Source organism: Larkinella terrae (assembly GCF_009668025.1).
GTDB lineage: Bacteria > Bacteroidota > Bacteroidia > Cytophagales > Spirosomataceae > Larkinella > Larkinella terrae.
This window is the reverse complement of record NZ_WJXZ01000002.1, coordinates 167,353-190,633: the sequence shown is the minus strand read 5'-3', so window position 1 is coordinate 190,633 and position 23,281 is coordinate 167,353. Positions and strand designations below refer to the sequence as shown.

21 protein-coding genes are annotated in these 23,281 nt (G+C 52.1%); 13 read left to right on the top strand and 8 right to left on the bottom strand.

Annotation, left to right across the window (positions count from 1 at the left end):
• Positions 1-135: 135 nt before the first annotated feature.
• The gene (locus tag GJJ30_RS04920) at positions 136-1,278 is read right to left on the bottom strand and encodes a FecR family protein (protein WP_154173777.1); all 1,143 of its coding nucleotides are present in this window, start codon (positions 1,276-1,278) and stop codon (positions 136-138) included.
• A gap of 338 nt (positions 1,279-1,616) precedes the next feature.
• On the opposite strand from GJJ30_RS04920, the gene GJJ30_RS04915 reads away from it, so the two are divergent.
• From GJJ30_RS04915 to GJJ30_RS04895, 5 genes are read left to right on the top strand one after another with little or no spacing between them, the layout of a single operon-like run.
• Positions 1,617-2,120, top strand: a complete 504-nt coding sequence (locus GJJ30_RS04915) for an anthrone oxygenase family protein (protein ID WP_154173775.1) — start codon at positions 1,617-1,619, stop codon at positions 2,118-2,120.
• Between the two features lie 53 nt (positions 2,121-2,173).
• On the top strand, positions 2,174-3,289 hold the full coding sequence (locus GJJ30_RS04910; protein ID WP_154173773.1) for a sensor histidine kinase: 1,116 nt from the start codon (positions 2,174-2,176) through the stop codon (positions 3,287-3,289).
• A 1-nt stretch (position 3,290) separates the two neighbouring features.
• Positions 3,291-4,049, top strand: a complete 759-nt coding sequence (locus GJJ30_RS04905) for a LytR/AlgR family response regulator transcription factor (RefSeq protein ID WP_154173771.1) — start codon at positions 3,291-3,293, stop codon at positions 4,047-4,049.
• 59 nt (positions 4,050-4,108) lie between these two features.
• Entirely contained in the window at positions 4,109-5,167 is a 1,059-nt protein-coding gene (locus GJJ30_RS04900) for a hypothetical protein (protein WP_154173769.1), read from the top strand.
• A gap of 3 nt (positions 5,168-5,170) precedes the next feature.
• The gene (locus GJJ30_RS04895; RefSeq protein ID WP_154173767.1) at positions 5,171-5,881 is read left to right on the top strand and encodes an outer membrane beta-barrel protein; all 711 of its coding nucleotides are present in this window, start codon (positions 5,171-5,173) and stop codon (positions 5,879-5,881) included.
• A 28-nt stretch (positions 5,882-5,909) separates the two neighbouring features.
• Here GJJ30_RS04895 and GJJ30_RS04890 read toward each other — a convergent pair whose 3' ends face one another.
• The 3 genes from GJJ30_RS04890 to GJJ30_RS04880 all read right to left on the bottom strand — a co-directional run bounded on the left by GJJ30_RS04890 (position 5,910) and on the right by GJJ30_RS04880 (position 8,013).
• Positions 5,910-6,512, bottom strand: a complete 603-nt coding sequence (locus tag GJJ30_RS04890; protein ID WP_154173765.1) for an RNA polymerase sigma factor — start codon at positions 6,510-6,512, stop codon at positions 5,910-5,912.
• Between the two features lie 161 nt (positions 6,513-6,673).
• On the bottom strand, positions 6,674-7,309 hold the full coding sequence (locus tag GJJ30_RS04885) for a hypothetical protein (protein WP_154173763.1): 636 nt from the start codon (positions 7,307-7,309) through the stop codon (positions 6,674-6,676).
• Positions 7,310-7,383: 74 nt separating this feature from the next.
• Positions 7,384-8,013 (bottom strand): MgtC/SapB family protein, encoded by a 630-nt coding sequence (locus GJJ30_RS04880; RefSeq protein WP_154173761.1) that lies wholly within the window; start codon positions 8,011-8,013, stop codon positions 7,384-7,386.
• 169 nt (positions 8,014-8,182) lie between these two features.
• On the opposite strand from GJJ30_RS04880, the gene GJJ30_RS04875 reads away from it, so the two are divergent.
• Positions 8,183-11,125 (top strand): excinuclease ABC subunit UvrA, encoded by a 2,943-nt coding sequence (locus GJJ30_RS04875; RefSeq protein WP_154173759.1) that lies wholly within the window; start codon positions 8,183-8,185, stop codon positions 11,123-11,125.
• A 72-nt stretch (positions 11,126-11,197) separates the two neighbouring features.
• Here GJJ30_RS04875 and GJJ30_RS04870 read toward each other — a convergent pair whose 3' ends face one another.
• Complete coding sequence (locus GJJ30_RS04870; RefSeq protein WP_154173757.1) at positions 11,198-11,587, bottom strand: DUF5991 domain-containing protein; 390 nt, start codon at positions 11,585-11,587, stop codon at positions 11,198-11,200.
• A 24-nt stretch (positions 11,588-11,611) separates the two neighbouring features.
• Positions 11,612-11,881 carry a hypothetical protein gene (locus GJJ30_RS04865; RefSeq protein ID WP_154173755.1) on the bottom strand — a complete coding sequence of 90 codons (270 nt, stop codon included), beginning with the start codon at positions 11,879-11,881 and terminating at the stop codon, positions 11,612-11,614.
• A 346-nt stretch (positions 11,882-12,227) separates the two neighbouring features.
• On the opposite strand from GJJ30_RS04865, the gene GJJ30_RS04860 reads away from it, so the two are divergent.
• The 5 genes from GJJ30_RS04860 (at position 12,228) to GJJ30_RS04840 (ending at position 15,771) form a co-directional block, all read left to right on the top strand.
• The gene (locus GJJ30_RS04860; protein ID WP_170299125.1) at positions 12,228-12,812 is read left to right on the top strand and encodes a hypothetical protein; all 585 of its coding nucleotides are present in this window, start codon (positions 12,228-12,230) and stop codon (positions 12,810-12,812) included.
• Positions 12,813-12,963: 151 nt separating this feature from the next.
• The gene (locus GJJ30_RS04855; RefSeq protein WP_154173751.1) at positions 12,964-13,299 is read left to right on the top strand and encodes a DUF6883 domain-containing protein; all 336 of its coding nucleotides are present in this window, start codon (positions 12,964-12,966) and stop codon (positions 13,297-13,299) included.
• A gap of 5 nt (positions 13,300-13,304) precedes the next feature.
• Positions 13,305-13,535, top strand: coding sequence for a DUF4926 domain-containing protein (locus tag GJJ30_RS04850; protein WP_154173749.1), 231 nt, complete (start codon positions 13,305-13,307; stop codon positions 13,533-13,535).
• Positions 13,536-13,572: 37 nt separating this feature from the next.
• Positions 13,573-14,181, top strand: a complete 609-nt coding sequence (locus GJJ30_RS04845) for a CbrC family protein (RefSeq protein WP_154173747.1) — start codon at positions 13,573-13,575, stop codon at positions 14,179-14,181.
• A 3-nt stretch (positions 14,182-14,184) separates the two neighbouring features.
• On the top strand, positions 14,185-15,771 hold the full coding sequence (locus GJJ30_RS04840) for an N-acyl-D-amino-acid deacylase family protein (protein WP_154173745.1): 1,587 nt from the start codon (positions 14,185-14,187) through the stop codon (positions 15,769-15,771).
• A gap of 105 nt (positions 15,772-15,876) precedes the next feature.
• On the opposite strand, the gene GJJ30_RS04835 is transcribed toward GJJ30_RS04840, so the two are convergent.
• Positions 15,877-16,710, bottom strand: coding sequence for an enoyl-ACP reductase FabI (locus GJJ30_RS04835; RefSeq protein ID WP_154173743.1), 834 nt, complete (start codon positions 16,708-16,710; stop codon positions 15,877-15,879).
• Between the two features lie 99 nt (positions 16,711-16,809).
• On the bottom strand, positions 16,810-18,183 hold the full coding sequence (locus GJJ30_RS04830; protein WP_154173741.1) for an RsmB/NOP family class I SAM-dependent RNA methyltransferase: 1,374 nt from the start codon (positions 18,181-18,183) through the stop codon (positions 16,810-16,812).
• Positions 18,184-18,452: 269 nt separating this feature from the next.
• Between GJJ30_RS04830 and GJJ30_RS04825 the strand changes: the two genes are divergently transcribed.
• Positions 18,453-21,662 carry a SusC/RagA family TonB-linked outer membrane protein gene (locus tag GJJ30_RS04825; RefSeq protein WP_154173739.1) on the top strand — a complete coding sequence of 1,070 codons (3,210 nt, stop codon included), beginning with the start codon at positions 18,453-18,455 and terminating at the stop codon, positions 21,660-21,662.
• 102 nt (positions 21,663-21,764) lie between these two features.
• Positions 21,765-23,216, top strand: a complete 1,452-nt coding sequence (locus GJJ30_RS04820) for a SusD/RagB family nutrient-binding outer membrane lipoprotein (RefSeq protein WP_154173737.1) — start codon at positions 21,765-21,767, stop codon at positions 23,214-23,216.
• Positions 23,217-23,281: the final 65 nt, after the last annotated feature.

Here is a 23,281-nt window from a genome sequence, read left to right as displayed (position 1 = left end):
TTTTGCCCCTAAATCCCCTAAAGGGGACTTTTAGAATCTGGAGTTTAAGTGTCCAAGTCCCCTTTAGGGGATTTAGGGGCAAAAGCAAAAGTTTAATTTTAAAGTTCAAGTAGCTCCATATCATCTTTTCAGGATTCATTCCGTTGACTGGCAGCCTTTGCCGGTTACAACCACTTTCGCATCCAGCACTTCGTAGGTGGCCCCGATGGTCTGGCAGATGATGTCGAGTTTTCGGAACAGCGGTTCGTCGCCCAGCGGGGCCGTCAGGTTGCAGCTTTCCAGCGTTTTCGCGTCGTAGACAATCGAGACGCCGTACGAACTTTCCAGCGTTTTGAACACCTCGGCTACTGGCGTATCTTCGAAAATGAAGTTCTGATTGCGTTCGGGTGCTTTGATCAGCGCGGGCGCTTCCACCAGCTGGCGGGTCAGACGGGCGCTGTTGGGTTCAAAAAACGCCTGCTGATTGGGCGTCAGCAACAATGCCCCGGCGGGCTGACCGGTTTCCGGCTGCGGCTGACTCAGGGCCCTGATCGGGAAAACCGCCACTTTCCCGGTATGTACAACCACCGTTACCTTGTCTGCTTTTTCCAGCGCACGAACCATAAAACTGGTCCCGATCACTTTGGTAGCCAGGCCATTGGCGTACACCAGAAACGGTTTCTCCGGATTTTTCGTCACCTCAAAAAACCCTTCCCCCGACAGGTATACTTCCCGTTTTTCGCCCGGAAAAACCGCCGGATAGCTCACCCGGCTGTCGGGTTGGAGCACCACCGTGCTGCCGTCTTCAAACCGGACCGTCAAAGGCTGGGCGGTGTTGTTGGTTTTTTCAATCAGGTCAATCGTCGAATTTGACACCAGTCCGGCGTAGGTCTCCGGTTTTTCCACCAGCCGGGAGCGCAGCATATACCACCAGCCAATACCGATCAGCAACACAACCGCAGCGGCCAGTTGAAGCCAGTTCGGGCGTTCCAGTCCTGGCCATCGCCAACGGTTTGCGGTTTCTTCGTCCGGCTGATGAATGGGTTGTCCAAAACCGGTCGTCCGTTTTTCGATGGCGGCCCACATGCGCGCTCCCTGGACTTCAGTCGGCGTTGTCTGAACGTCCGAAATGGCCTTCAACAACGCCCGGGCCGACCGGACAACGGTTTGTTTCTCCGGATGCTGAACCAGAAAATCCCGCCAGAACGCTTCCGTTTCAGCATCGGGCGACTGCACCCACCGGCGGAAGAAATCATCTTCGGCAAACTCTTCGGTTGTATACGCGGCATAATTCATCATAGACTCCAGGCGATTCTTATTTACCAAGAGCCTCCAAACCGGAAAGTGTCCCCTCCGAATTGTAATTTTTTTGAAACGTACCTACGGACCGCCCGGCAGATCTGCGTCAGCGATAGAATAAATCAAAAAAAAAACCGGCCCTACATGAAGACGTGCTTCAGGTGTTTTCTAACGGATCGTAAACGATCAATAATGGCGCATCCACCGAACTCAATCCCGTTTTGGGTTCAATCATGCCCGATAAGGGGGCACTCGTCGGAAGCTGCTTTCTTTCCGTAAACTGGCAGGTTACTTTTGTTGAAACACAAAACCACAGACGATAACCTTGCGCCAAGTGTATGAATATGATGCTGAATCAAATTGCGAAAAGCAGCGCCTTGCTAGCCACGGGCCTATTGGCAGGCACCTTTTTTTACGCTACCGTCAACGTGTTGCCCACCTTCTGGGAGGTATCCCTTCCGGTTCATCTGGCGTTTCGGACCGCCTTGATGCGTCATAATGCGCTCACCATGCAACTTGCCATGACGATCGCTATTGGAATGTCCGTTTGGTTCAGCTGGACGGTCCGGCATCATCCACTAAGTCGGTTATTTGCCCTGCTGGCGGTCGGTCTGGGTCTGGCAACGCTGCTGATCACCCGTTTGGGGAATGTACCAATCAACCTGATTATCAAAACCTGGAATCTGTCCGCTCCACCGGCGGATTGGCTGGATATCATGGCCCGTTGGGATCGTTTTCATGCCTACCGGACGATAAGTGCCATCGGGGGCTTTGCGTGCCTGATTCTGGCCGATAGCCTAAGTCAGCACAAATTGACTAACAATCAGAAATCCTTAACTTAGGTACAAATCCATCCATTTGCACTTGATTGGAACCGATTTTATCGACTTTTTCAATGGTTAAGTACGCTCCGCTTGCATCCATGTCACCGTCTCCGCCCCCGCCGGAAAAAAGTCGGCTGCTCGAAATGTTTTCCGATCCGGTTCAGGGAATGGCTTTTTCCCTGGTTTTCCTGCTCCTGACGGTGTACGGAATGAGCGCTATTCTGTTCCTAACCCAGACGCTGGTCCGGTCCGTTTCGCCCTTCGACGACGTGGATTTGATTCGGGTCCTGAGCAGTTTATTGAGTGCGGTATTAGCCCTGGGAATCTTAGCCCTATTCGTTCGGGCGGAGAAAAGGCTGTCTACCAATGCACTCAAGTATGCGGTGCTTTTTGGGATAACGGCATTGCTCACGCTGGGTGTTCAGAAACTGATGTGGGTGTATGCCTTCAAGCATCTGTTGCAGCACCCGAGCCCGGCTCATTTCCAGCAGAATGCGCTGTACCTGTTTTCGCCAGCTATCGCTGCCTGTCTCTACTTTTATTCCTGGCAGCGTTCCAATTCGTTCAGCCGGACTATTCGCCGACAGGAATACGAACTCGCCCGGCTAGCGCAACTCAAAACGCAGGCCGAACTAACCGCTTTGCAGGCCCGGATCAATCCGCATTTTCTGTACAATACCTTAAACAGCATCAGCAGTTTGGTGTATAAACACCCCGCCAAAGCCGACGAGATGGTCATTGAACTCAGTAAATTATTTCAGGCCACCACCCAGGCGTCGTCCCGGCTGATGGCACCCCTGGCGGACGAGCTGCGTTTTGTCAAGGGATACCTGCGGATTGAACACTACCGGTTTGGGGATCGACTCCGGTACGCCATTGAGGTCGATCCCGACGTCAGTCAGCTCGAGATTCCCCGTTTTTTGCTTCAGCCGCTCGTCGAAAATGCGATTAAGCACGGAATCAGCAGGCAGCTTGGCGTGGGCCATATCCTGGTATCGATTCGTCGGCAGGGGGCGAATCTGCACATTACCGTCCGCGACAATGGAGAACCGTTTCCGGCTCAGGCAGTAAACGGGTATGGGCTCATGAGTATCAACGAAACCCTGCGCCTGCTGTACGAGGGCCAGGCCAGCCTGACGCTGCAAAATGCGCCGGAAAAACAAGTACTCATCCGGATTCCAGTGTAGCATGGCGACCGTACCCATTCTGTTAATCGACGATGAACCGCTGGCGCTCGAGCGGCTCCGGCACCTCCTGGCGGCCTACCGGGACAGGTTGTCGATTTGTGGGGAAGCGACCAACGGTTTTGAAGGGATGGCCTTAATCAAATCACTGCAGCCAGCGGTTATTTTTCTGGATATTCAAATGCCCCGACTAACGGGTTTTGAGATGCTGGCGCAGCTAGCTTACAAACCGTACGTCGTGTTCACGACCGCGTACGACCAGTATGCCTTACGGGCCTTTGAGGAGAATTCACTGGATTACCTCCTGAAGCCCATTGATGCCACCCGCCTGGCCAAAACCGTGGCCAAAATTACTCAATCGCAGCCGCCTGCCCCGATTACCCAGCCAACACTGCAAAGCCTGTTTGCGCAGGTACAGCCCCCGAAGCCCATTCAGGGCATGATGGTTAAGAACGGGGATACGCTGCAACTGATCGCGCTGGCTGAAATCGCTTACTTTCAGGCAGCGGGTAAATACGTTTTGCTGCATACACTTGAGGGCAGTCAGCACCTCGTTGACTATGCCCTGACCGAGTTGACGGAGTTACTACCCGATCAATTCGTTCGGATCAGCCGCGGTTGCCTCGTCAATGCGTTTCTGATTCGGCAACTCCGAAAACGACTCAATGGCAGCTACCTGGTGACACTTGGCGATGCGAAACGATCAACCCTGGAAACGAGTACGAATGGCCGGGAGATTCTGGGGCGACTCAACTTACTGTAACCCAATCGCATTTCTTCGGATGACGACCCGTCCCGCCCTAAACTGACCAATACAATCGTATGAAAAAGCATGAATTCAACCGGCTGATCCAGCCGATACGGAGAATTTTTTGTCCTGAAAACAGGAATCCGTACGCCCGGAAGCGGGTAGCAGGATGCTGTGTCCTGGTGGGTATTTTGTTGATTAAAATGGTGGGAGCCTGTCAGAACGACGGTTTGATTGCCATCGGGAATACCCGTTCGTTTTTGCCAAAACTATCGCAGTACGGCATTTTCCAGGGAAATCCCGCCAACCTGAACCCGTCTGCCGACTTCCACCTCTATGAACTAGCCTCCACGCTTTTTACCGATTACGCCGGGAAGCAACGGCTGATTAAGCTTCCTCCCGGGACCTCGTTGGCGGCACAAGGCGATGGGTTTCCGGCTTTTCCGAGCGGAACGATGCTGGTGAAGACATTCTACTATGACAAGAATCAGCGCGATCCGTCGAACGGCAAAGTGATCATTGAAACGCGGCTCCTGGTTAAAACGGACCTGGGCTGGAATGTAGCGACCTACCTGTGGGCGGATGACCAGCAGGAAGCAACGCTCGTGACGAGCGGTTTCACTAAAACCGTAAACTGGGTCGACGGCAACGGGACCGCTCAGGTGATTGCCTACCACGTCCCCAGTGAGCGGGAATGCACGACCTGCCACCAGCTAAGCGGGGATGTCGTACCGATTGGCCCCAAATTGCGAAATCTGAATCGGCCTGTAACGAGAAATAACCGAACGCTCAATCAGCTTGACTACCTGCAACAGGCCGGGATACTGAGTGCCCTGAGCTCTTCATCCGTATCCGCCTTACCTGCTTATTCAGACGCTGACTTACCCCTTGAAACACGAGCGCGTGCCTACGCCGAGATCAACTGCGCCCACTGCCATCAGGCCGCCGGATACGCAGCGAGTACGAAGTTATTTTTTAACTATGAGCTGCCGTATGACCAGACGACGATTGCCCGCCATAAAGGCCAGATTATCCACTTAATGGAAACCGGCAAAATGCCCCGGCTGGGAACGACGGTGGTTGACCAAACGGGATTGGCCTTGCTTAAATCATATATCAACAGCTTGCCTTAAACGATGAACGCCCTTCCTTTCCTGCTAGCCGCGCTGATGCCCCTCACGCTGGCTGGCCAGCCAGCTGCCCGCCAAAGGCCCCACCGCGCGTCGATTGGCATCCAAGTTTCACCGTTGCTGGGCTACCGCACGATCGGTACGTCGACAGTTGATCAACGCGTGGTTACTAACCGAAATGGACTCGAAATTCCCTGGTGGGGTTATACCGCCAGCATTAGCCTATCCGTCCCGGTAAGTAAACGGATTGCGCTAGAATCGGGAGTCGGCTACGTCTCGCGTGGCTACCAAACCCGCCCGCAGGCTCTGGACTGGCCCGGTACAGTAAGCGATCTTCCGCTTTCCAGCACGACTCGTTTTGGGTATCATTTTCTAAGCATTCCCGGGAAGGCAACCTATACGTTCGGGACTGGTAAACTCCGGGGCATAGTGGAGGCCGGTTTTTCAATGAATGTATTTATCGATCAACGGGTTACGATCATCACCCGGTACGCTGAAAGGGAAACCGAATCGGCGAGTCGTAAAGAAGTGGGAGTCTCGCGCTTCAGCCTATTCGCCTTGATTGGTGCCGGGGTTTGCTATCCGATTTCTTCCCGAATAAACGTAACACTAGCGCCTGTTTTTCAGTATGGTATAACACCCCTCAGGCCAGGTTTAGCCGTCCGGGAGCATCTCTACTCAGGAGGTGTAACAATCGGACTAGCCAGACGGTTTTAAGTCCCGAAGCCTGTCAGTACTCTGATACTCAATCAGATCCAATTAGAAGAAGCCACAGCAGCCCCAGAAAGGGCGCGAGGTAGCGGGCGTGTTCGCGGAGGTGGGTCATCGCTTTGTGCAGCGTATTCCGAACGGATTTGTCGGTAATGCCCATGATGGCGGCAATCTCGCTGGTGGAGAAGTTTTCGTAAAACCGGAGCGTTACTACTTCCAGCTGACGTTCAGGCAGTTGCTTCAGGGCGTGCGTGAGTTGCCGGGTCAACTGGCGTTCCTGCTCCTGTTCGGTGAATTGGTATTCGGGCGAGGTATCCATCAAAGCTGGGGGAACGGATTCATCGTTTACGGACAAAAACCGGTTTTCTTTTTCGCTCAGGCGGTGGATTTTTCGGCGCAAAGACCGAAACAGGTAGAATTTGACGGATTCGGCGTCGGACAGATTCTGCTGAATCCGCCAGAGATCGACAAACAGATCCTGAATGGCATCTTCGACCAAAACCGCATCCGGCAGCAGTTTGTAACCGTAGTTATAGAGAGTGCGATAATACCGTTCGTAGAGGTCGGCAAAAGCCCGCCGGTCGCCTTGCTTGAGGGCGGTCCAGAGAAGCGCATCGGGTTGCCGTTCGGTAATCAAGGTCTCAATCCGGTTTAGAAAAATCTACCCGAATTAAGTAGAAATTTTTATAATCTGGATAGTATTAGTACTAAAAGAGAGAAAAGGGCAGCGAGTAGAGAATAAAGACAAGCGCAGGGTTGGGTTCTCTTTATTCTCTACTCGCTGCTCTATCTTCCCCATTAGAAGAACGACACCCGGATCACCCAGGGGCTACCGCCGTAGACGAAGGACGAGAACGTGGGATTGGCGTTGTAACTCAGGTTATACAAAGCCGTTAAATTCACGCCAAAGCGCCGACTGATCGGCTGCGAATAGGTCAGACCCACCAATCCGGCACTCACCCACCGGCGCAGCGTCTGGAGGCTCTGGTTCGTGTTGTAGCCCACATTCGTGTTTTCAAATTCACCGTGAACGTAGAGATTCTTGACCACGTTCGGAATGATTTCATACATCCCGAAAGCCCGACCGCCGTACTGATTGGCGTGGTATACTTCGGTAGCTCCGCCCTGGTAATAGTATTTGGCCCGGTAATACACGTAATTCACGCCAACGCCCAGAATAGCCCGCTCCGAGGCCTGGTAGGCGATAACGGGTGAAACGCCAATGCTGAACGGATTACCAATCGAAATGTTGCTGATGCCCCCGCCAAACCGCAGCCGCTGGGTAAACGGCAGCGGATCGCCTTCGGGGGTTTTGGTTTTTAAAGGGTCCCGGCCATCGGTGCGTCGATCTTCAGGATCTTCCGTAATTTGCCCGAAGGCGACACTGCTGCTTACGAGCAGGATTGCCAGTAAGCCTTTCTGTATGAAGTTCATAGAGTTGATTAATGAACAAAAATGAGTACTTAGTATGTAAACGAAAAAATGGTTGTTTTTAGTAAGTAGTTCCCTCAAAAGGCAAACTCTTTCACCTCCGGATCAGTCAGCAATTGACTGATGCAACGTTCGTGGGCGTTCTCCGGCCCGTTGACCCGCCAGTTCCCAATCAGGTCATTCCCAACGCGTTGCTGGCTCTGCAACTGGTAGCGCAACCCGCAGGCTTCAAACTGCTTTTCGTAATAGCTCAGCGTTTGCTGTTTAAAGGTAGTCACAATCCGGTATTGTCGGGCCTGATTCGATCGAACAATGCGGGCGGCCAGCCACGGCAATACCAGCAACGTGGCGCCAATAACGGAAAAACCGCCCACCGCAAGGTCGTAAAAACCGCCCCCAATGGCCATTCCGATGGCGGCTACGGCCCAGATCGTCGCGGCAGTGGTCAGCCCCTTGACGCTCGTTTCCTGCCGAAAAATAATCCCGGCACCCAGAAAACCGATGCCATTGACGATGTTGGCCGCAATGCGGTCGCCGGAACCAAACCGGTGCGAAACAATCGTAAACAGGGCCGATCCCACGCAGATCAGAATCGTGGTTCGCAGACCTGCCGATTTGCTGCGGTATTCGCGCTCGGCCCCGATCAAACCACCCAGCAGCATGGCCAGCAGGAGTTTCAGAATATCTTCCTGAACAAAATCATTCATTCCATTTTGCTATCTAACCTGATCTCTACCCCCAATCCCCTGAAGGGAGCTTTAAGCATCTGGAAATTTTTTGCCCCCTTCAGGGGATTGGGGGTAACCTTTCCAAAAAAGAAACCATCCTTTCGAAAAAACCGTTAGCCCAAAGATAGACTTTTGTTAACTTTATAGAATGAATTTATCAGTTAGTCTGCCGCCGAACGGCTCTTTTCAACACCCCGACGTTGAACACCTTGATCCGAAAAACTACATCATCATCAAGGGCGCGCGGGTACACAATCTAAAAAGTATCGACGTTGCCATTCCCCGTAATAAACTGGTAGTCATCACCGGCCTTTCCGGATCGGGTAAATCGTCGCTGGCGTTCGATACCTTGTTTGCCGAAGGTCAGCGCATGTACGTCGAAAGTCTGAGCAGTTACGCCCGGCAGTTTCTGGGCCGGATGGAAAAACCGGAAGTCGATTACATCAAGGGCGTATCTCCCGCCATTGCCATCGAACAGAAAGTAACGACCCGCAATCCCCGCTCGACGGTTGGAACCACCACCGAAATTTATGATTACCTAAAGCTGCTTTTTGCCCGCGTCGGCGTCACCTATTCGCCCGTTTCGGGCCGGGAAGTGCGCAAAGATACGGTGACTGATGTGGTCAATTATCTGTATAGTTACGAAGCGGGGCAGCGTGTGCTGATCATGGCCCCGCTGCACATCCGCACCGACCGCACACTGGCCGACGAGCTGAAGGTGTTGCTCCAGAAAGGCTACACCCGAATTGTCTCCAACGGCGAGGTGCTGTTTATTGAAGAAATTCTGGAAAAAACCGTACCGGAACCGGCAAAGGACGCCGATCTCGAAATCCTGATCGACCGGAGCACGGTTCAGTTCGACGCGGACGGACAGCCCGAAGAAGACAACCAATACCGGTTTTCGGATTCGATTCAGACGGCGTTCAACGAAGGCGAAGGCATTTGCCGGGTCGATGTCATCGGCAAGGAGTCGCGCATTTTCTCGGATAAATTTGAACTGGACGGCATTACGTTTGAAGAACCGAGCGTTAACCTGTTCACCTTCAACAACCCCTACGGGGCCTGCCGCCGGTGCGACGGTTTTGGAAAAGTACTGGGCATCGACCCCGATCTGGTGATTCCCGACAAAAATCTCTCGATTTTCGAAGGCGCCATTGCGCCCTGGCGGAGCGAGAAAATGAACGAGGAGTTTCTGAAACCGCTGCTTAAAAACGGCATTCGGTTCGATTTCCCGATTCACCGTCCGTACAAAGACCTGACCCCGGAACAGAAAGACGTTCTCTGGACGGGCAATAAATATTTTAAAGGCCTGAATTCGTTTTTTGATTTTGTTGAAAGTCAGACCTTTAAGGTTCAATACCGGGTGATGCTGTCGCGCTATCGCGGCAAAACCACCTGTCCCGAATGCCGCGGTTCGCGGTTGCGGAAGGATGCGGCTTACGTGAAAATTGCCGGTGGAAAATCCATTACCGACATTGTTCTGATGCCGATTGGCGAAGCCGCCGGTTTTTTCCGGAGCCTGGAATTGCCCGCGCACCAGCAGGAAGTGGGCAAACGATTGCTGACCGAAATCCGCAACCGGCTGGATTACATGGAGCGCGTCGGCCTGCGGTATTTGAGTCTGAACCGCCTGACCAGCTCGCTGTCGGGTGGTGAATATCAACGCATTAAACTGGCAACCTCGCTGGGCAGTGCGCTGGTTGGTTCGATGTATATTCTGGATGAACCCAGCATCGGGCTGCACCCGCGCGACACCAAACAACTGGTGAGTGTGCTGGAAACCCTGCGCGATCTGGGCAACACCGTCATCGTGGTCGAACACGAAGAAGAAGTCATGCGGGCTGCCGACCAGCTCATCGACATCGGCCCCGACGCGGGCGTCAACGGCGGTCATCTGGTGTTTCAGGGGACGTGGGATGATATTTCTGGGCAGAGGGCAATGGGCAATGGGCTTGGGGTAAATGAGGGCGGTTTTGAACCCTCAGCCCCAACCCCTCTGCCCCATGCCCTTTCCTCCCACACCATCGCCTTCCTGACCGGGCAGGAAACCGTGCCGGTGCCGAAGTTCCGGCGGAAGGGAACGCACTGGCTGGAAGTGAACGGCGCGCGGGAAAATAACCTGAAAGACCTGGATGTGCGGTTTCCGCTGAATACGCTGACGGTGGTGACCGGCGTGAGCGGTTCCGGCAAATCGACCCTGATTCGCAAGGTGTTATACCCGGCTTTGACCCGCCTGAAGGGCGACGGTTCGGAGGAAGCGGGCAAGCACGACAGCCTCGGCGGCAGTACGGATCGCATCACGTCGATTGAGATGATCGACCAGAATCCGATCGGAAAATCGTCGCGCTCCAATCCGGTGACGTACATCAAAGCCTACGATTACCTGCGGTCGGTGATGGCGGATCAGCCCGTTGCGAAGGCGCGGGGCTACAAACCGTCGCACTTCTCGTTCAACGTCGACGGCGGTCGCTGCGAGGTGTGTCAGGGCGAGGGCGAGGTCAAGATCGAGATGCAATTCATGGCCGATATTTTCCTGAAATGCGAAGGTTGTAACGGCAAGCGGTTTAAGCAGGAAATTCTGGAAGTGACGCTGAACGACAAAAATGTGGCCGATATTCTGGACATGACGGTCGACGAAGCCATTGATTATTTCCGGAAAGCCGAGCCCAAAATGGTCGAAAAACTGCAGCCGTTGCAGGACGTCGGCCTGGGTTACATCACGCTCGGACAGTCGTCGAACACGTTGTCGGGTGGGGAAGCTCAGCGGGTGAAACTGGCGTCGTTTCTCGGAAAAGGCAATCCGAACAAAGGCGGCACGCTGTTTATTTTCGATGAGCCGACCACCGGTTTGCACTTCCACGACATCCGCAAGTTGCTGAAAGCCATCAACGCGCTGGTCGATCAGGGCGACAGCGTGATCATCATCGAACACAACACCGAAATCATCAAATCCGCCGATTACCTCATCGACCTCGGCCCCGAGGGCGGGGATACGGGCGGTTACGTCACCTTCGCCGGAACGCCGGAAGAGCTGGTGCAATTGCCGGAAGGTGAGAATTATACGGCGGATTTTCTGAGGGGGAAGGTGTAAGCGGTTTTTGATTTTATATAGTACTAGCCGGGCTTGTAAGCCCGGCTAGTGGTGTTTATGGCTGGTCAAGTGTCACATCTTCCGCACCGCAATCTTCCCATCAAAAATCTGCTGCCACTGCCAAGTGGTTTTGCCTTTTTCGCGTCGTAAAATAACGAACGGATCATTTAGCTTCACCCGGTTTCCGGCATAAAACGCGCCCTCTTTGGTGGAACGGTAATAAACTTTTAACGTGTTGGCGTCGCCCGTGGCCCAGCATTCCAGGGTGTAGAACGTCTGAATGCCTTCGGCGTGGATTTCACAGAGATTCATCCCCCGGTATTTATCGTTGACCTGAATGGTGTAAGTGACGCCGTCCGGGTGCTCGCCCGACCATTTTCCCATCCAGCCGTCGGTTTGCTGAAAGCTGAAAAGCGTTAAAACCGTCAGCAGTAATCCTGTTAAAATCAATCGCTTGTGCATGGAAAGAACAACTTTTAAGCGGGCTTACCAGACATACATAAAGGCGTACCAAAAAAGCGCAACCAGAATAAATTCGATGGCCCAGACGTAAGCCGTCTTCTGACGGGTCAGGTGACGAATCAGCATATGGACTCCGAAAGCCCCCAGCGCCAGGGGAATACCGAAGAAAAAATTCAGGACGTTATTTTCCTGTTTGATGTGGGCAATGCCATTAACGACCATTAGAACGCCTATCAAAGCCATCAGCGTCAGCGGTGTGATGATGTTGACCAGTTTTGAAATAGATTCCTGCATGATTCCATAAACGGGTTTTATCTCACTGAAACCAATTGCCTCCTTTCCTAAAAACCGCTCTTACGGCTCAAACCGGCTCAGGCTTTGTGAAGAAAGGTATTGTATATAAACCCGTTTCGTCGCATCTGGTTATCGTCAATCTTTCTTTTCTTTAGTCTGTGGTCTATTTGACGTATACAAACATCTTTTAATGTGGGTTATCTCGTCACGTAGCGACCTAATGTTTGTAGCAAAACCCAATTGCTCCTTTTTGGGGTCGCGTAGCGATCTGACGGGGTGTTTTGTTCGGTCGCTATGCGACCCAAATGGGTAAACAAAACGGCATTTCTACAAACATCCTGTCGCTATGCGACCAGAAAAAAAGAGAATATACTTCCGATTTGCAACGCACATGATATATCACACATACATAAAAAGGGAGCAAGAAAAGCCAAGAAAACTCGTTGTTTTTCAAAACCGCACCTTATTCCTTGGTCTTCGTATGAAAACCGTCTCTGCATTGATTCTTTTAATGGGCGTTATTGGTTCAGCGCAAGCTTTCCCGTTTGGTTTCTCCTCTCTCGTTTCCACTTCCGATTCGATACCTGCCCAACAGACCATCCGGTTTTCCAGACAAAAATATCAGCCACAAGCGGTTTCCTTCTCTTATGAGCCGGTTTTACAGTTACCGCGTTTTTCGACCCTAGTCCGACGTCATGCTGTAAATCCGTCAGGTAATGACTCGGCAAGAAGCTACGAGATTTCGCTGCCAGTAGGAGTTATCGAAAAGTCCATCGTTGTTAAGGTCGGAAGCGCTACTTTGCAAGCTGGCAAAGAATATAGCTACCTCGCAGCCAGCAATCGGATACAGATCACGGATACGCACGTTTTACAATCCGCCGACCCGATCGAAATTACCTGCGAAACGATGCCGTTCCGGCATGAACACTGAGACGCACCTTCGTTAGAATTTTCTTCATTCAAAATCAGCTCGTTCGCCGAGCGGTTTTACTGGCAAATTGGGGTTTTGTTCGTTAAGTTAGTGCTCTTTAGGCCAAATCACCCATTGAACTTATCAATTTGTTCAAGAATCTGCTTCAAAAATGACATTACCAGATTGTGAAAATGCCTATATACCTTTTGCAAAAGTTAAAGACTATCTCTTAGCAGAAAATCATCCGCAAAACAAAGGGAAAGCTTCTTTTTACCGAAACATAGGATACGATCCAGAACAGTATGAATTACTACTAATGGATTTAAAAGGAATGGCCTGCGAAGGGAATGTTATTGAAACCGTTTTCTCCGAAGATGGAATAAAATTTGTCGTTGTTGGCAATTTAACAGCTCCAAATGGTAAATTGTACAGCATTAAAAGCATCTGGATTAAAGAACATAGGCAATACTTTCCAAGATTAGTAACTGCCTATCCCAATCGTTAAAAAGTATGAAAGAAGGAGAACTAGTTGCTCTATTGATCAACTTACCAAATCTGAGTTTATCGGTCGGCGATGTCGGAACAGTGGCCTATGTGTATGAAAGCGGCCAAAACTATGAAGTAGAATTTGTAAACGCCGATGGTGATACCATTGCGGTCGAAACTTTGAAAGCCAATCAAATTCAACTTGTTACCGGTCGTGATGCGATTCTCCATGTTCGATTCGATAGAGCTGCTTGATCTCTTATAAAACTGTCTTGCTCAAACACCACCACCAATGACCTTCAAATACGTAGACAAACCGGAGGTTTTTATGGGCTTGCGAGACAAGGAAACGCGCTGTGAGTTCTGTAATCAACAGAAATTGTGTTTTAATGCTGACGCTTTTTACGGAGAAGACGAAATTGAGTCGATTTGCCCGGATTGTCTGGCGACCGGGCGGCTTTACGAGCGGGACAGTTACACCTGCCAGGGTGATCTGGCGGAATTGAAACGACAACTTCAGGACCGGAATCCGGATTTGTCCAAAGCCGAAGTTGACGATCTGGCCGACCAGAAAACGCTTGAACTGGAGAAAACCACACCGCCTTTAATTACGTGGCAGGATTGGGACTGGCCCTGTATTGACGGCGATTACGGGCGGTTTATTGGCTACGGCTCGAAACCGTTTTATACCCAGCTGTCCACCGAAACCGATGCTCAGACATTGTTCGAAAAATCCATTTATTACGCCCTGGCCGACGACTCCGACGCCGATGAATTGTGGAAGGATGTGCCGCAAAAAACCGTTAATGATTACAAAACCAGCAGCGATTATAGCACTCTTTTTTACGTTTTTAAAAGTCTTCATTCCGATCAAATCGTCACCATCTGGGACGCTGAGTAAATTATGAAACACCTGTTTTACCTACTCTTCATCAGCACTTTCGCATCCGGCCAATCCTACGATCTGGTCATCAAAAACGGACGCGTCGTCGACGGAACCGGCAACCCCTGGTACTACGCCGACGTGGCCATCCAGAACGGCAAAGTTGCGCGCATCGGCCCGATTCCGGCGACGGATGGCAAAACCGTGATCGACGCCAAAAACCAGATCGTGGCACCCGGTTTTATCGACGTTCACACCCACGTGGAAGGCAGTTTACAGGAGCGCCCCGGGGCGGAGAATTTTATTTACGACGGCGTCACGACTCTCGTCACCGGCAACTGCGGAGCATCGGCAACGAACCTGCGGCTTTTCTACGACTCCCTGCGTATCAGCGGTTTTTCGCCCAACGTGGCGTCGATGATCGGCCACAATACCGTGCGCATGAAGGTGATGAAAATGGCGTTCCGCGAACCGACCGCCAAAGAACAAACCGAAATGGAAACGCTCGTGGAGCAGGCTATGAAAGACGGCGCCGTTGGCATTTCGACCGGTTTGATCTACACGCCCGGCACCTATGCCCGCACACCCGAAATTGTTAATCTGGCCAAAATGGCGTCGCGTTACGGGGGCGTTTACGCATCGCACATGCGCAATGAAGGGCAGGACGTTAAAAAAGCGATTGAAGAAGCCATCCAGATTGGCCGCGAAGCCAACATTCCGGTCGAGATTTCGCACTTTAAAGTCGCCAGCAAACCGATCTGGGGTTCCAGCACCGAAACCGTAGCGATGGTGGAAGCCGCCCGGCGCGAGGGCTACGATGTCACCGTCGATCAATATCCGTATACCGCTTCGAGTACGTCCCTGGCGAGCATTGTTCCGTCCTGGGCACTGGCCGACGGCGACTCGGCGACCTTGCTCCGCTTCCGCGACCCGGCCACCCGCGCCAAAATCCGGAAGGAAATGCTGGACGGTCTCAGGCAAAACGCCCGGAAGAATTACGACTACGCGGTGGTGGCGTTTTACCCCGCCGATACAACGTTCAACGGCCTGAGCATTACCAAAATCAATCAGAAACTCGGACGAAAAAACAACGCCGAGACCGAGGCCGATCTGGTGATGGAACTGATGGACAAAACCGCCCTGAAACGCATTCAGATGGTTTATCACACGATGTCGGAAGAGGACGTAGCCACGATCATGCGGTATCCGAACACCATGATTGCGTCGGACGCGGGGGTGGCGAACTTTCAATCCGGCATGCCGCACCCGCGCGGCTACGGCACGAACGCCCGGGTGCTGGGCGTTTACGTTCGGGACAAAAAAGTAATTCCGGTGGAGGAAGCCATTCGGCGCATGTCGTCGTTGCCAGCCCAGCGGTTTAAGCTCGACGATAGGGGCATTCTCAAACCCGGTTATGCCGCCGATCTCGTTATTTTCGACGAAAAAACTGTAGCCGATCGGTCGACGTACGATCAGCCGCACGCGTATTCATCCGGTTTTTCGTACGTGCTGGTCAACGGTGTTCCGGTGATTGAAAGCGGAAAACACACCGGCAAACGGCCCGGGCAGATCCTGATGGGGAAGGGTTATGCGGGAAAAGCGGAGTGATAAGTCTACAGAAAAAAACGTTCTGAAGCGATTTTAAAAGAAAAGAGAGGAAGATGACAAAGCAGGATTTACCTTCTCATTTTCCTCTCCTGTTTTTCGTTTTTCTTACTGCTGCTCCTGCTGGTGGGCCTGCATGAGCTTCATGGCCAGATCTTCCGAAACGCCCACGCTGGAGAAACCGCCGTCGTGGAAAAGATTCTGCATCGTTACCATGCGGGTCAGGTCGCTGAAAAGCGTGATGACGTAATTGGCACAATCGTCGGCCGTAGCGTTGCCGAGTGGCGACATCAGTTGGGCGTATTCGTAGAAAACATCAAAACCGCCAATTCCAGAGCCGGCCGTCGTTACGGTCGGTGATTGCGATACGGTATTGACCCGAACGTTTTTCAGTTTACCAAACCGGTAACCGTAACCGCGCGCGATGGATTCGAGCATGGCTTTGGCGTCGGCCATATCGGTGTAGAACGCAAACGTCCGCTGGGCGGCAATGTAGCTCAAACCGACCACCGAAGCCCACTCGTTCAGGGCGTCCAGTTTTTCGGCAGTTTGCATCATTTTATGAAAAGAAAGGGCCGAAATGTCCAGACTTTTTTGGTACCATTCGTAGTTCATATCACCGTAGGGGCGGTTTTTACGAATGTTCGGACTCATGCCGATCGAGTGCAGCACGAAGTCGATTTTGCCCCCCAACACGTCGATCGACTTGGTGTAGAGGTTCTCGATGTCTTCCACCGACGTGGCATCGGCGGGAATAATTTCGGCTTCACATTGTTCCGCCAGTTGCTTGATAGCCCCCATCCGCATGGCAAGGGGTGCGTTCGATAACGTGAAGGTTGCGCCTTCTTCCTTTGCTTTCAGTGCTATTTTCCAGGCAATGGACTTTTCATCCAATGCTCCGGTGATAATTCCTCGCTTGCCTTTCAATAATCCGTAAGCCATGAATTGAGTTGCTTTTTTCGGTGATCGTGTCGATTCAGAAGTCGGCAAAGTAACTACTTTTTTTGCTGGAATGCCAATACCGCCGGGCGGGTTGCCGGGTCAATATTCTTTGATGTCCATCCGAATCCGCCATTCTTTCGGCAGGTAATTATTGACCCGATTGCCCACGCCTTTCAGCCAGCCCAGATTCAGGCCGTTGTAGCGCGCCAGCAGCCAGCCTTTCACCGGATCGTTCAGCACCAGGTTTTCTTTTTTGAAAAACCGGATGGACTCTTCCCTCGTCAGCTCAATGCCGGGAAGCGTGTCAGCAATGGCAGTGCTCAGCGCGAGGGCGTGCGACGGAATGAAATCGTCGCCCTTGAAAATACCCATTTCCAGCCCGAAACCTTTGTTGTGCAAGGCCGAGTCCAGGAGCCGAAAATCGGCCACGAGCGACTCCGGAATGGCAAAAACCTCCTCGTTCGGTTTCACATAAAACGAGTAGTCGTCGGGATTTTTCAGGAACGATTGCAGGGTTTTCACCTGCCAGTTGCGCACCGGTTTTAACGATCGGAACGTCCGGGGCACGCCCATTTCCGGGCTCGACCGCTGTTTCTTTTTGAAAATACTGAGAAAGAAACCTTCGCCTTTGACCCGGTGCGGATAGCACTGGTAGCCCGTCACTTTATTGAACGTCTGTTCCTGAATACCCCACGATGCGGGCAGTTCCAGCCGCTGGTTCTCAAAACCGTGTTCGCTGAGCCATTCGGCATTCTGGCTGTTTTCGCTGTCATTATACGTACACGTACTATATAGAAGCAGACCGTCGTCGCAGAGCAGCGGAGCGGCCGCCGTCAGGATGCGCTGCTGGCGGGTGGCACAGAACACCACGCTGTCCGGTGACCATTCGAGCATGGCTTCCGGGTCTTTCCGAAACAACCCTTCGCCCGAGCAGGGCGCATCGACCAGTACGATGTCGAAAAAACCGTTCAGCGATTTGAAATCCTCCGGATCGTGGTTGCTGATGACGACGTTCGGGAGCCCCCATTTCTCCATATTTTCTTTCAAAACCGGTATCCGGCTCCGGATTACTTCGTTGCAAACCAGCAAACCGTCGGCCGCCAGCAACGAAGCCAGCAAGGTGCTTTTGCCACCGGGGGCCGCGCACAGGTCCAGCACCCGCAGCGGGCGTTGCAAGCGGGCGGTTTGGCGCAACGCTTCCGCAATCAACATTGAGGATGCCTCCTGTACGTAAAATGCGCCAGCCTGAAACAGCGGATCGAGCGTAAAAACCGGTCGTTCCGGTAAATAAAAGCCTTCGGCACACCACAAAACCGGCTCCAGATTTTCCGTTTTTAAAACCGCCTTCTTCGGGTTGATCCGGATGCTCACGGGGGCGGGCTGCTGCAGGGCTGTTAGAAACGCCGGATAATCGTCACCCAGCTGCTGTTGCATCTGCTGCTGGAATTGCTGGGGTAATGGGGCGTTACTCATCGAACAAAGATAATTTATCAATACGTAATGTACTGAAAGACGGCTCATTGAATAAAATTTTAACAATTTGTTAACGAATTGTAATCAAGCATAAAACACTGATTTATAGCCAGTTAATAACACAAGCATTTCATTTGAATTCCATTTAGGAGGTCATTTTGCAACGGCGTTACTGAATTTGTTGCCATTCAGGCTATTGGCAAGAGAAAATTTCGTAGTAATTTTACTTTCAAGTATTAGTGCATACTTTCATTAACCTAACTAAAAACATGTTAAAGCGTTTACTCATTGCCCTATTGTGCCTATCCGGCGCAATAGGCACCGCCTTTGCTCAATCCCGTACCATTTCGGGCAAAGTGACTTCCGCAGAAGACAGTTCTCCACTCCCCGGTGTTAACATTGTAGTCAAAGGCACCTCCCGCGGGGCCACCACCAACGCCACCGGTGAATACTCCATCAGCGTACCTGACAATGCCGAAACACTCACCTTTTCGTTTATCGGATTCAAGACGACTGATGTATCCATTGGAAACCGCTCCACGGTTGATCTCACGTTACAACCTGATGCTTCGACACTTCAGGAAATTGTAGTAACCGCCCTCGGTATTTCGCGCGACAAGAAAGCACTCAACTACTCAGTTCAGGAGTTGAAGCAGGAAAAACTGAACATCGCCCGCGACCCGAACGTCGCGAATGCCTTGGCGGGGAAAATTGCCGGGGTGCAGGTACTGGGCCAGTCGGCTGCGAAATTTGGTAGCCCCAGCATCCGGATTCGGGGGGTCAACTCCCTGACCGGTGGCGATCCGCTGTACGTCGTGGATGGAACCCCCACTGACGTGAGCCAGGTAAACATGGATGATGTTGAAAACCTTTCGGTCTTGAAAGGTCCTTCGGCAACGGCACTGTACGGAAACCGGGCCTCGGCGGGCGTTATCGTCATCACGACCAAGCGCGCCAAAGCGGGCGAAACCCGGCTCGATTTCAACCACAGTACGACGATCGACATGGTCGGAATGCTGCCCAAATACCAGAACGAATACGGTGGCGGTTATTCCCAAACCTGGGATACTTTCCAGTTTGATCCGAAACTTCACCCGGCCGACTGGGCTGCGTTCAACGGTCAGAAGATCCTGGATTATTCCGCCGACGAAAGCTGGGGGCCCCGCATGGATGGTTCGCCCCACCGTTCGGCATTCTCCTGGCAGCAGGGGCCGGAATTTGGTCAGCTGACGCCATTTTCTCCGCATCCGAACAACGTAAGGGATTTCTTCGCCAAACCCATCAGCAACAACACAAACATCGCTTTTTCACGCGGTACCGAGGCTTTCCAGAGCCGGATCTCGTATACGCACATTATCAACAACGGGATTGTGCCGAATTCATCGCAGACCCGCGATTACATCAGTGCCAAGAATAGCATCAAGTTTGGCAAAGGGCTAACGGCCAATTTGAATATCAACTATACCTCGACACGGACGCTCAATCAACCGGCCGACCGGTATGGCTCAAGCGGGGGAACCGGTGCGAGTAACAACCTGTTCGGGGTTACGAATGCGACCCTGAATGGTTACAACCAGACTACGGGGATGTTCAACCAGTGGTTCCAGCGCCAGCTCAATATCGATGATTTGCGCAACTATCAAAATCCGGATGGAACCTACCGGAGCTGGAACATTGGCAGCCCAACAGACCCACGTCCAAAATATTGGGACAGCCCCTTTACACAGGTCTACAAAAATACCAACACCAACCGGGGCGACCGGTTATTTGGCGACTTTGGATTGACGTACCAGATTCTGCCTTCGCTGAAGGCTTCGGCTACGGTCCGTCGCGATCAGGCCGGTTATTATCAAGAAGGCCGTGTTGCGCAGGGAACGCTGAACGCCGGTGGTCTGGGTGCATTCTCTACGTTATCGAGCAATAGCCGCGAGAATAACTATGAAGTACTGGTGAGCTACAATCAGGATTTCGCAGATTTGTCGGTTGTGGCAAACGCCGGAGGAAACATTCGTTACAACCGGGTCGATGGTTTATTTCAGGCAACCGTTGGTGGTCTTTCAGCGCCCAATTTCTACAATATTGCGGCTTCAATTGACCGGCCACTGTCCAACAACTTTTTGTTCGAGCGGCAGGTCAATAGCGTTTTCGGAAACGTGAGCGTTGGTTACAAGGATTTCGTTTTTGTAGAAGCCTCGATCCGGAACGATTGGGCATCGACTTTGCCCAAAGCGAACAATTCGTACCTGTATCCGTCCCTGTCGGCCGGTCTGGTTTTCTCGGAGCTGATTCCGCAAAACCGCATTCTGTCGTATGGTAAAATCCGCGCCGGTTATGCACAGGTTGGTACCGATGTCGGTCCGTATCAAACGGCTCTGGCGTATGGTTCCGGTACCGCTTATTCAAGCAACGCAACCCTGTTCCTGCCAACGACGCTGCCGAACTCCAATCTGCAACCCGGTTTGTCGTCGTCGTATGAAGGTGGTATCGACCTGCGTTTCCTGAACAATCGGTTAGGTTTTGAATTTACTGCGTACCGCAACGACAATAAAAATCAGATCATTCCGGTTCCGGTTACACCAACCAGCGGTTACACCAATGCCGTTATCAATGCCGGTTTGATTCAAACCAGCGGTTTGGAACTGCACATTAACGCAACGCCGGTTCGGTCGGCTTCCGGTTTTACCTGGGAATTTGACATCAACCTGGACCGCAACCGCTCGAAAGTAGTCAAACTGCGCGAAGGTTTAACCAACTACCAGATCGACGGCCCGCAATGGCGGACGCTGACCCTCAACGCCCGTGAAGGCCAGGACTGGGGCTTGCTGGTAGGTCAGGGTATCAAAAAAGATGCGAACGGGAACAAGTTGGTTTATGCCAAAGGAACACCGAACGAAGGTCTGTACATCAAAGAAGACAATGTGCCGCTGGGCTCGGTGCTGCCGAAATTCAAAGGCGGTTTCCTGAATACGTTTGCGTATAAAGGCGTAACGTTACGGGTCAATGCGGACTTTATCGCCGGTGGCAAATTCTTCTCAACGACCAAAATGTTCAACGCGGGTTCTGGACTTTCAGAAGAAACGGCCGGTTTGAACGAATTGGGTAAACCCAAGCGGGACGATCCGGCCACGGGTGGCGGTATTTTGTTGCCCGGTGTAACCGAAGACGGCCAGCCGAACACGACGCGGGTGGATGCTCAAAACCTGTATGAAGGCTGGTTGTTTGCCCTGAACGAAAACTGGATCTACAGCAAATCGTACATCAAGCTGCGGGAGGTTTCAATCGGTTACAATTTCCCCAAAAACATGCTGGGTAAATTCATCAAATCGGCCAACGTTTCGCTGATTGCCCGCAACCCGCTGTTGATTTACAGCGCGATTGGTGGCGGTATCGACATTTCGGAATCGGAAACGCTTTGGTACGAAGGTGGTCAGTTGCCACCGGTGCGGTCGTTTGGTGTGAACCTGCGTTTAGGTCTCTAAAAAGAGGAAGTGACCTGGATCAAAACGGCTCAAATTGACGTTATAAAATATGAGCATATTGTCCTGAGTTTCCGTTAAAATAAGTTATCAAAAACAGACATCATGAAACTACATAAATCCATTCTTTTTGCGGGGCTGATGCTTTCGACTTTTGCCTGCAAGGACTTTGAAGAAATGAACGTCAACCCGAACAGTCCGTTGTTACCCAACACGTCCAGTCTGTTTACGGGGGCGATCCGGACCGTCGGAACGATGAACAGCCAGGTAGGGCCAGCCGGTTTTAACATTACTCCGGCGCTGTATGTGCAGCAGTTCAGCGACGTAACGTACATCGAAGATTCGCGCTACAAGACGATCAATTTTAGCTACAATGGTTTGTATGCCGGACCTCTGGTGAATCTTCAGGCCATTATCGACCAGAATACCAATGCAGCTACGAAGGCCAGTGTGACCACCTACGGGTCGAACAACAACCAGCTGGCGATTGCCCGGATTCTGAAAGCGTATATTTTCCAGTGGATGACCGACCGCTGGGGTGACATTCCGTATACGCAGGCGCTAAAAGGCGATCAGAACTTCTCACCGGCTTTTGATAAACAGCAGGACATTTATACCGCGCTGTTTAAAGAATACAAGGAGGCTGCTGCCCAGTTCGACGCCGGAACCGCCGTGAAAGGGGATATTCTGTTAGGTGGAAGTGCGGCCCGCTGGAAAAAATTTGCAGCCACCCAGCGCATGCTGGCAGCTTTGCAATTGTCCAAAGTTGACCCCACGAAAGGAAAAGCTGAATTTGCAGCCGCTCTGGCCGATGGTCCGCTGGCATCCAATACCGATAACGTCAGATACACGTTTCTGGCCGATGCCAACAACGAAAACCCGCTGTATACCAACTACGTACGCAGCAACCGGAAGGATTTTGCGGTGAGCAGTACGTTCGTCGATTACCTGAAAAAAGTGAACGATCCGCGTTTGACGTACATGGCCGCTCCCAACCAGAAAGGCGAATACGTGGGTGCTCCGTATGCGGTTTTCCCGGCGGCTGGCCCGGCCCAGAACTTCTCACTGGCGGCTTCGACGGTTGCGGCACAGGCGGCACCCGCCAACATTGTGGTTTACGCCGAGGTATTGTTTGCGCAGGCTGAAGCGGCCAAGTTGGGCTGGATCACGGGTGATCCCAAGGCTTTGTACGAATCGGCGATCAAGGCTTCCCTGCAACAATGGATGGGCACGGCCTACACGGACGCGGCTTACACGGCCTACATTGCTCAGCCGGATGTGGCTTACGCAGACGCCAAAGGAATTGAGCAAATTGCCACCCAGCGCTGGATTGCTCTGTTCAATGAAGGAAATTCGGCCTGGAACTCATGGCGTCGGACGGGCTTCCCGGTGCTGAAACCGGCTGCTTCACCGCTCAACGGCGGAACGGCCATTCCGCGTCGGCTGGCGTATCCGGTTGCCACCGAAGGAACACTGAACACGACCAATTACAACGCGGTTATTGCCAGCCAGGGTAAAGACGATCCGTATACCCGGATTTGGTGGGATAAACAGTAAACCGTTAAATTGCCAAATACACCAGTTTTGAGAACTTCTACTCTAATTTTTAGGGTAGAAGTTCT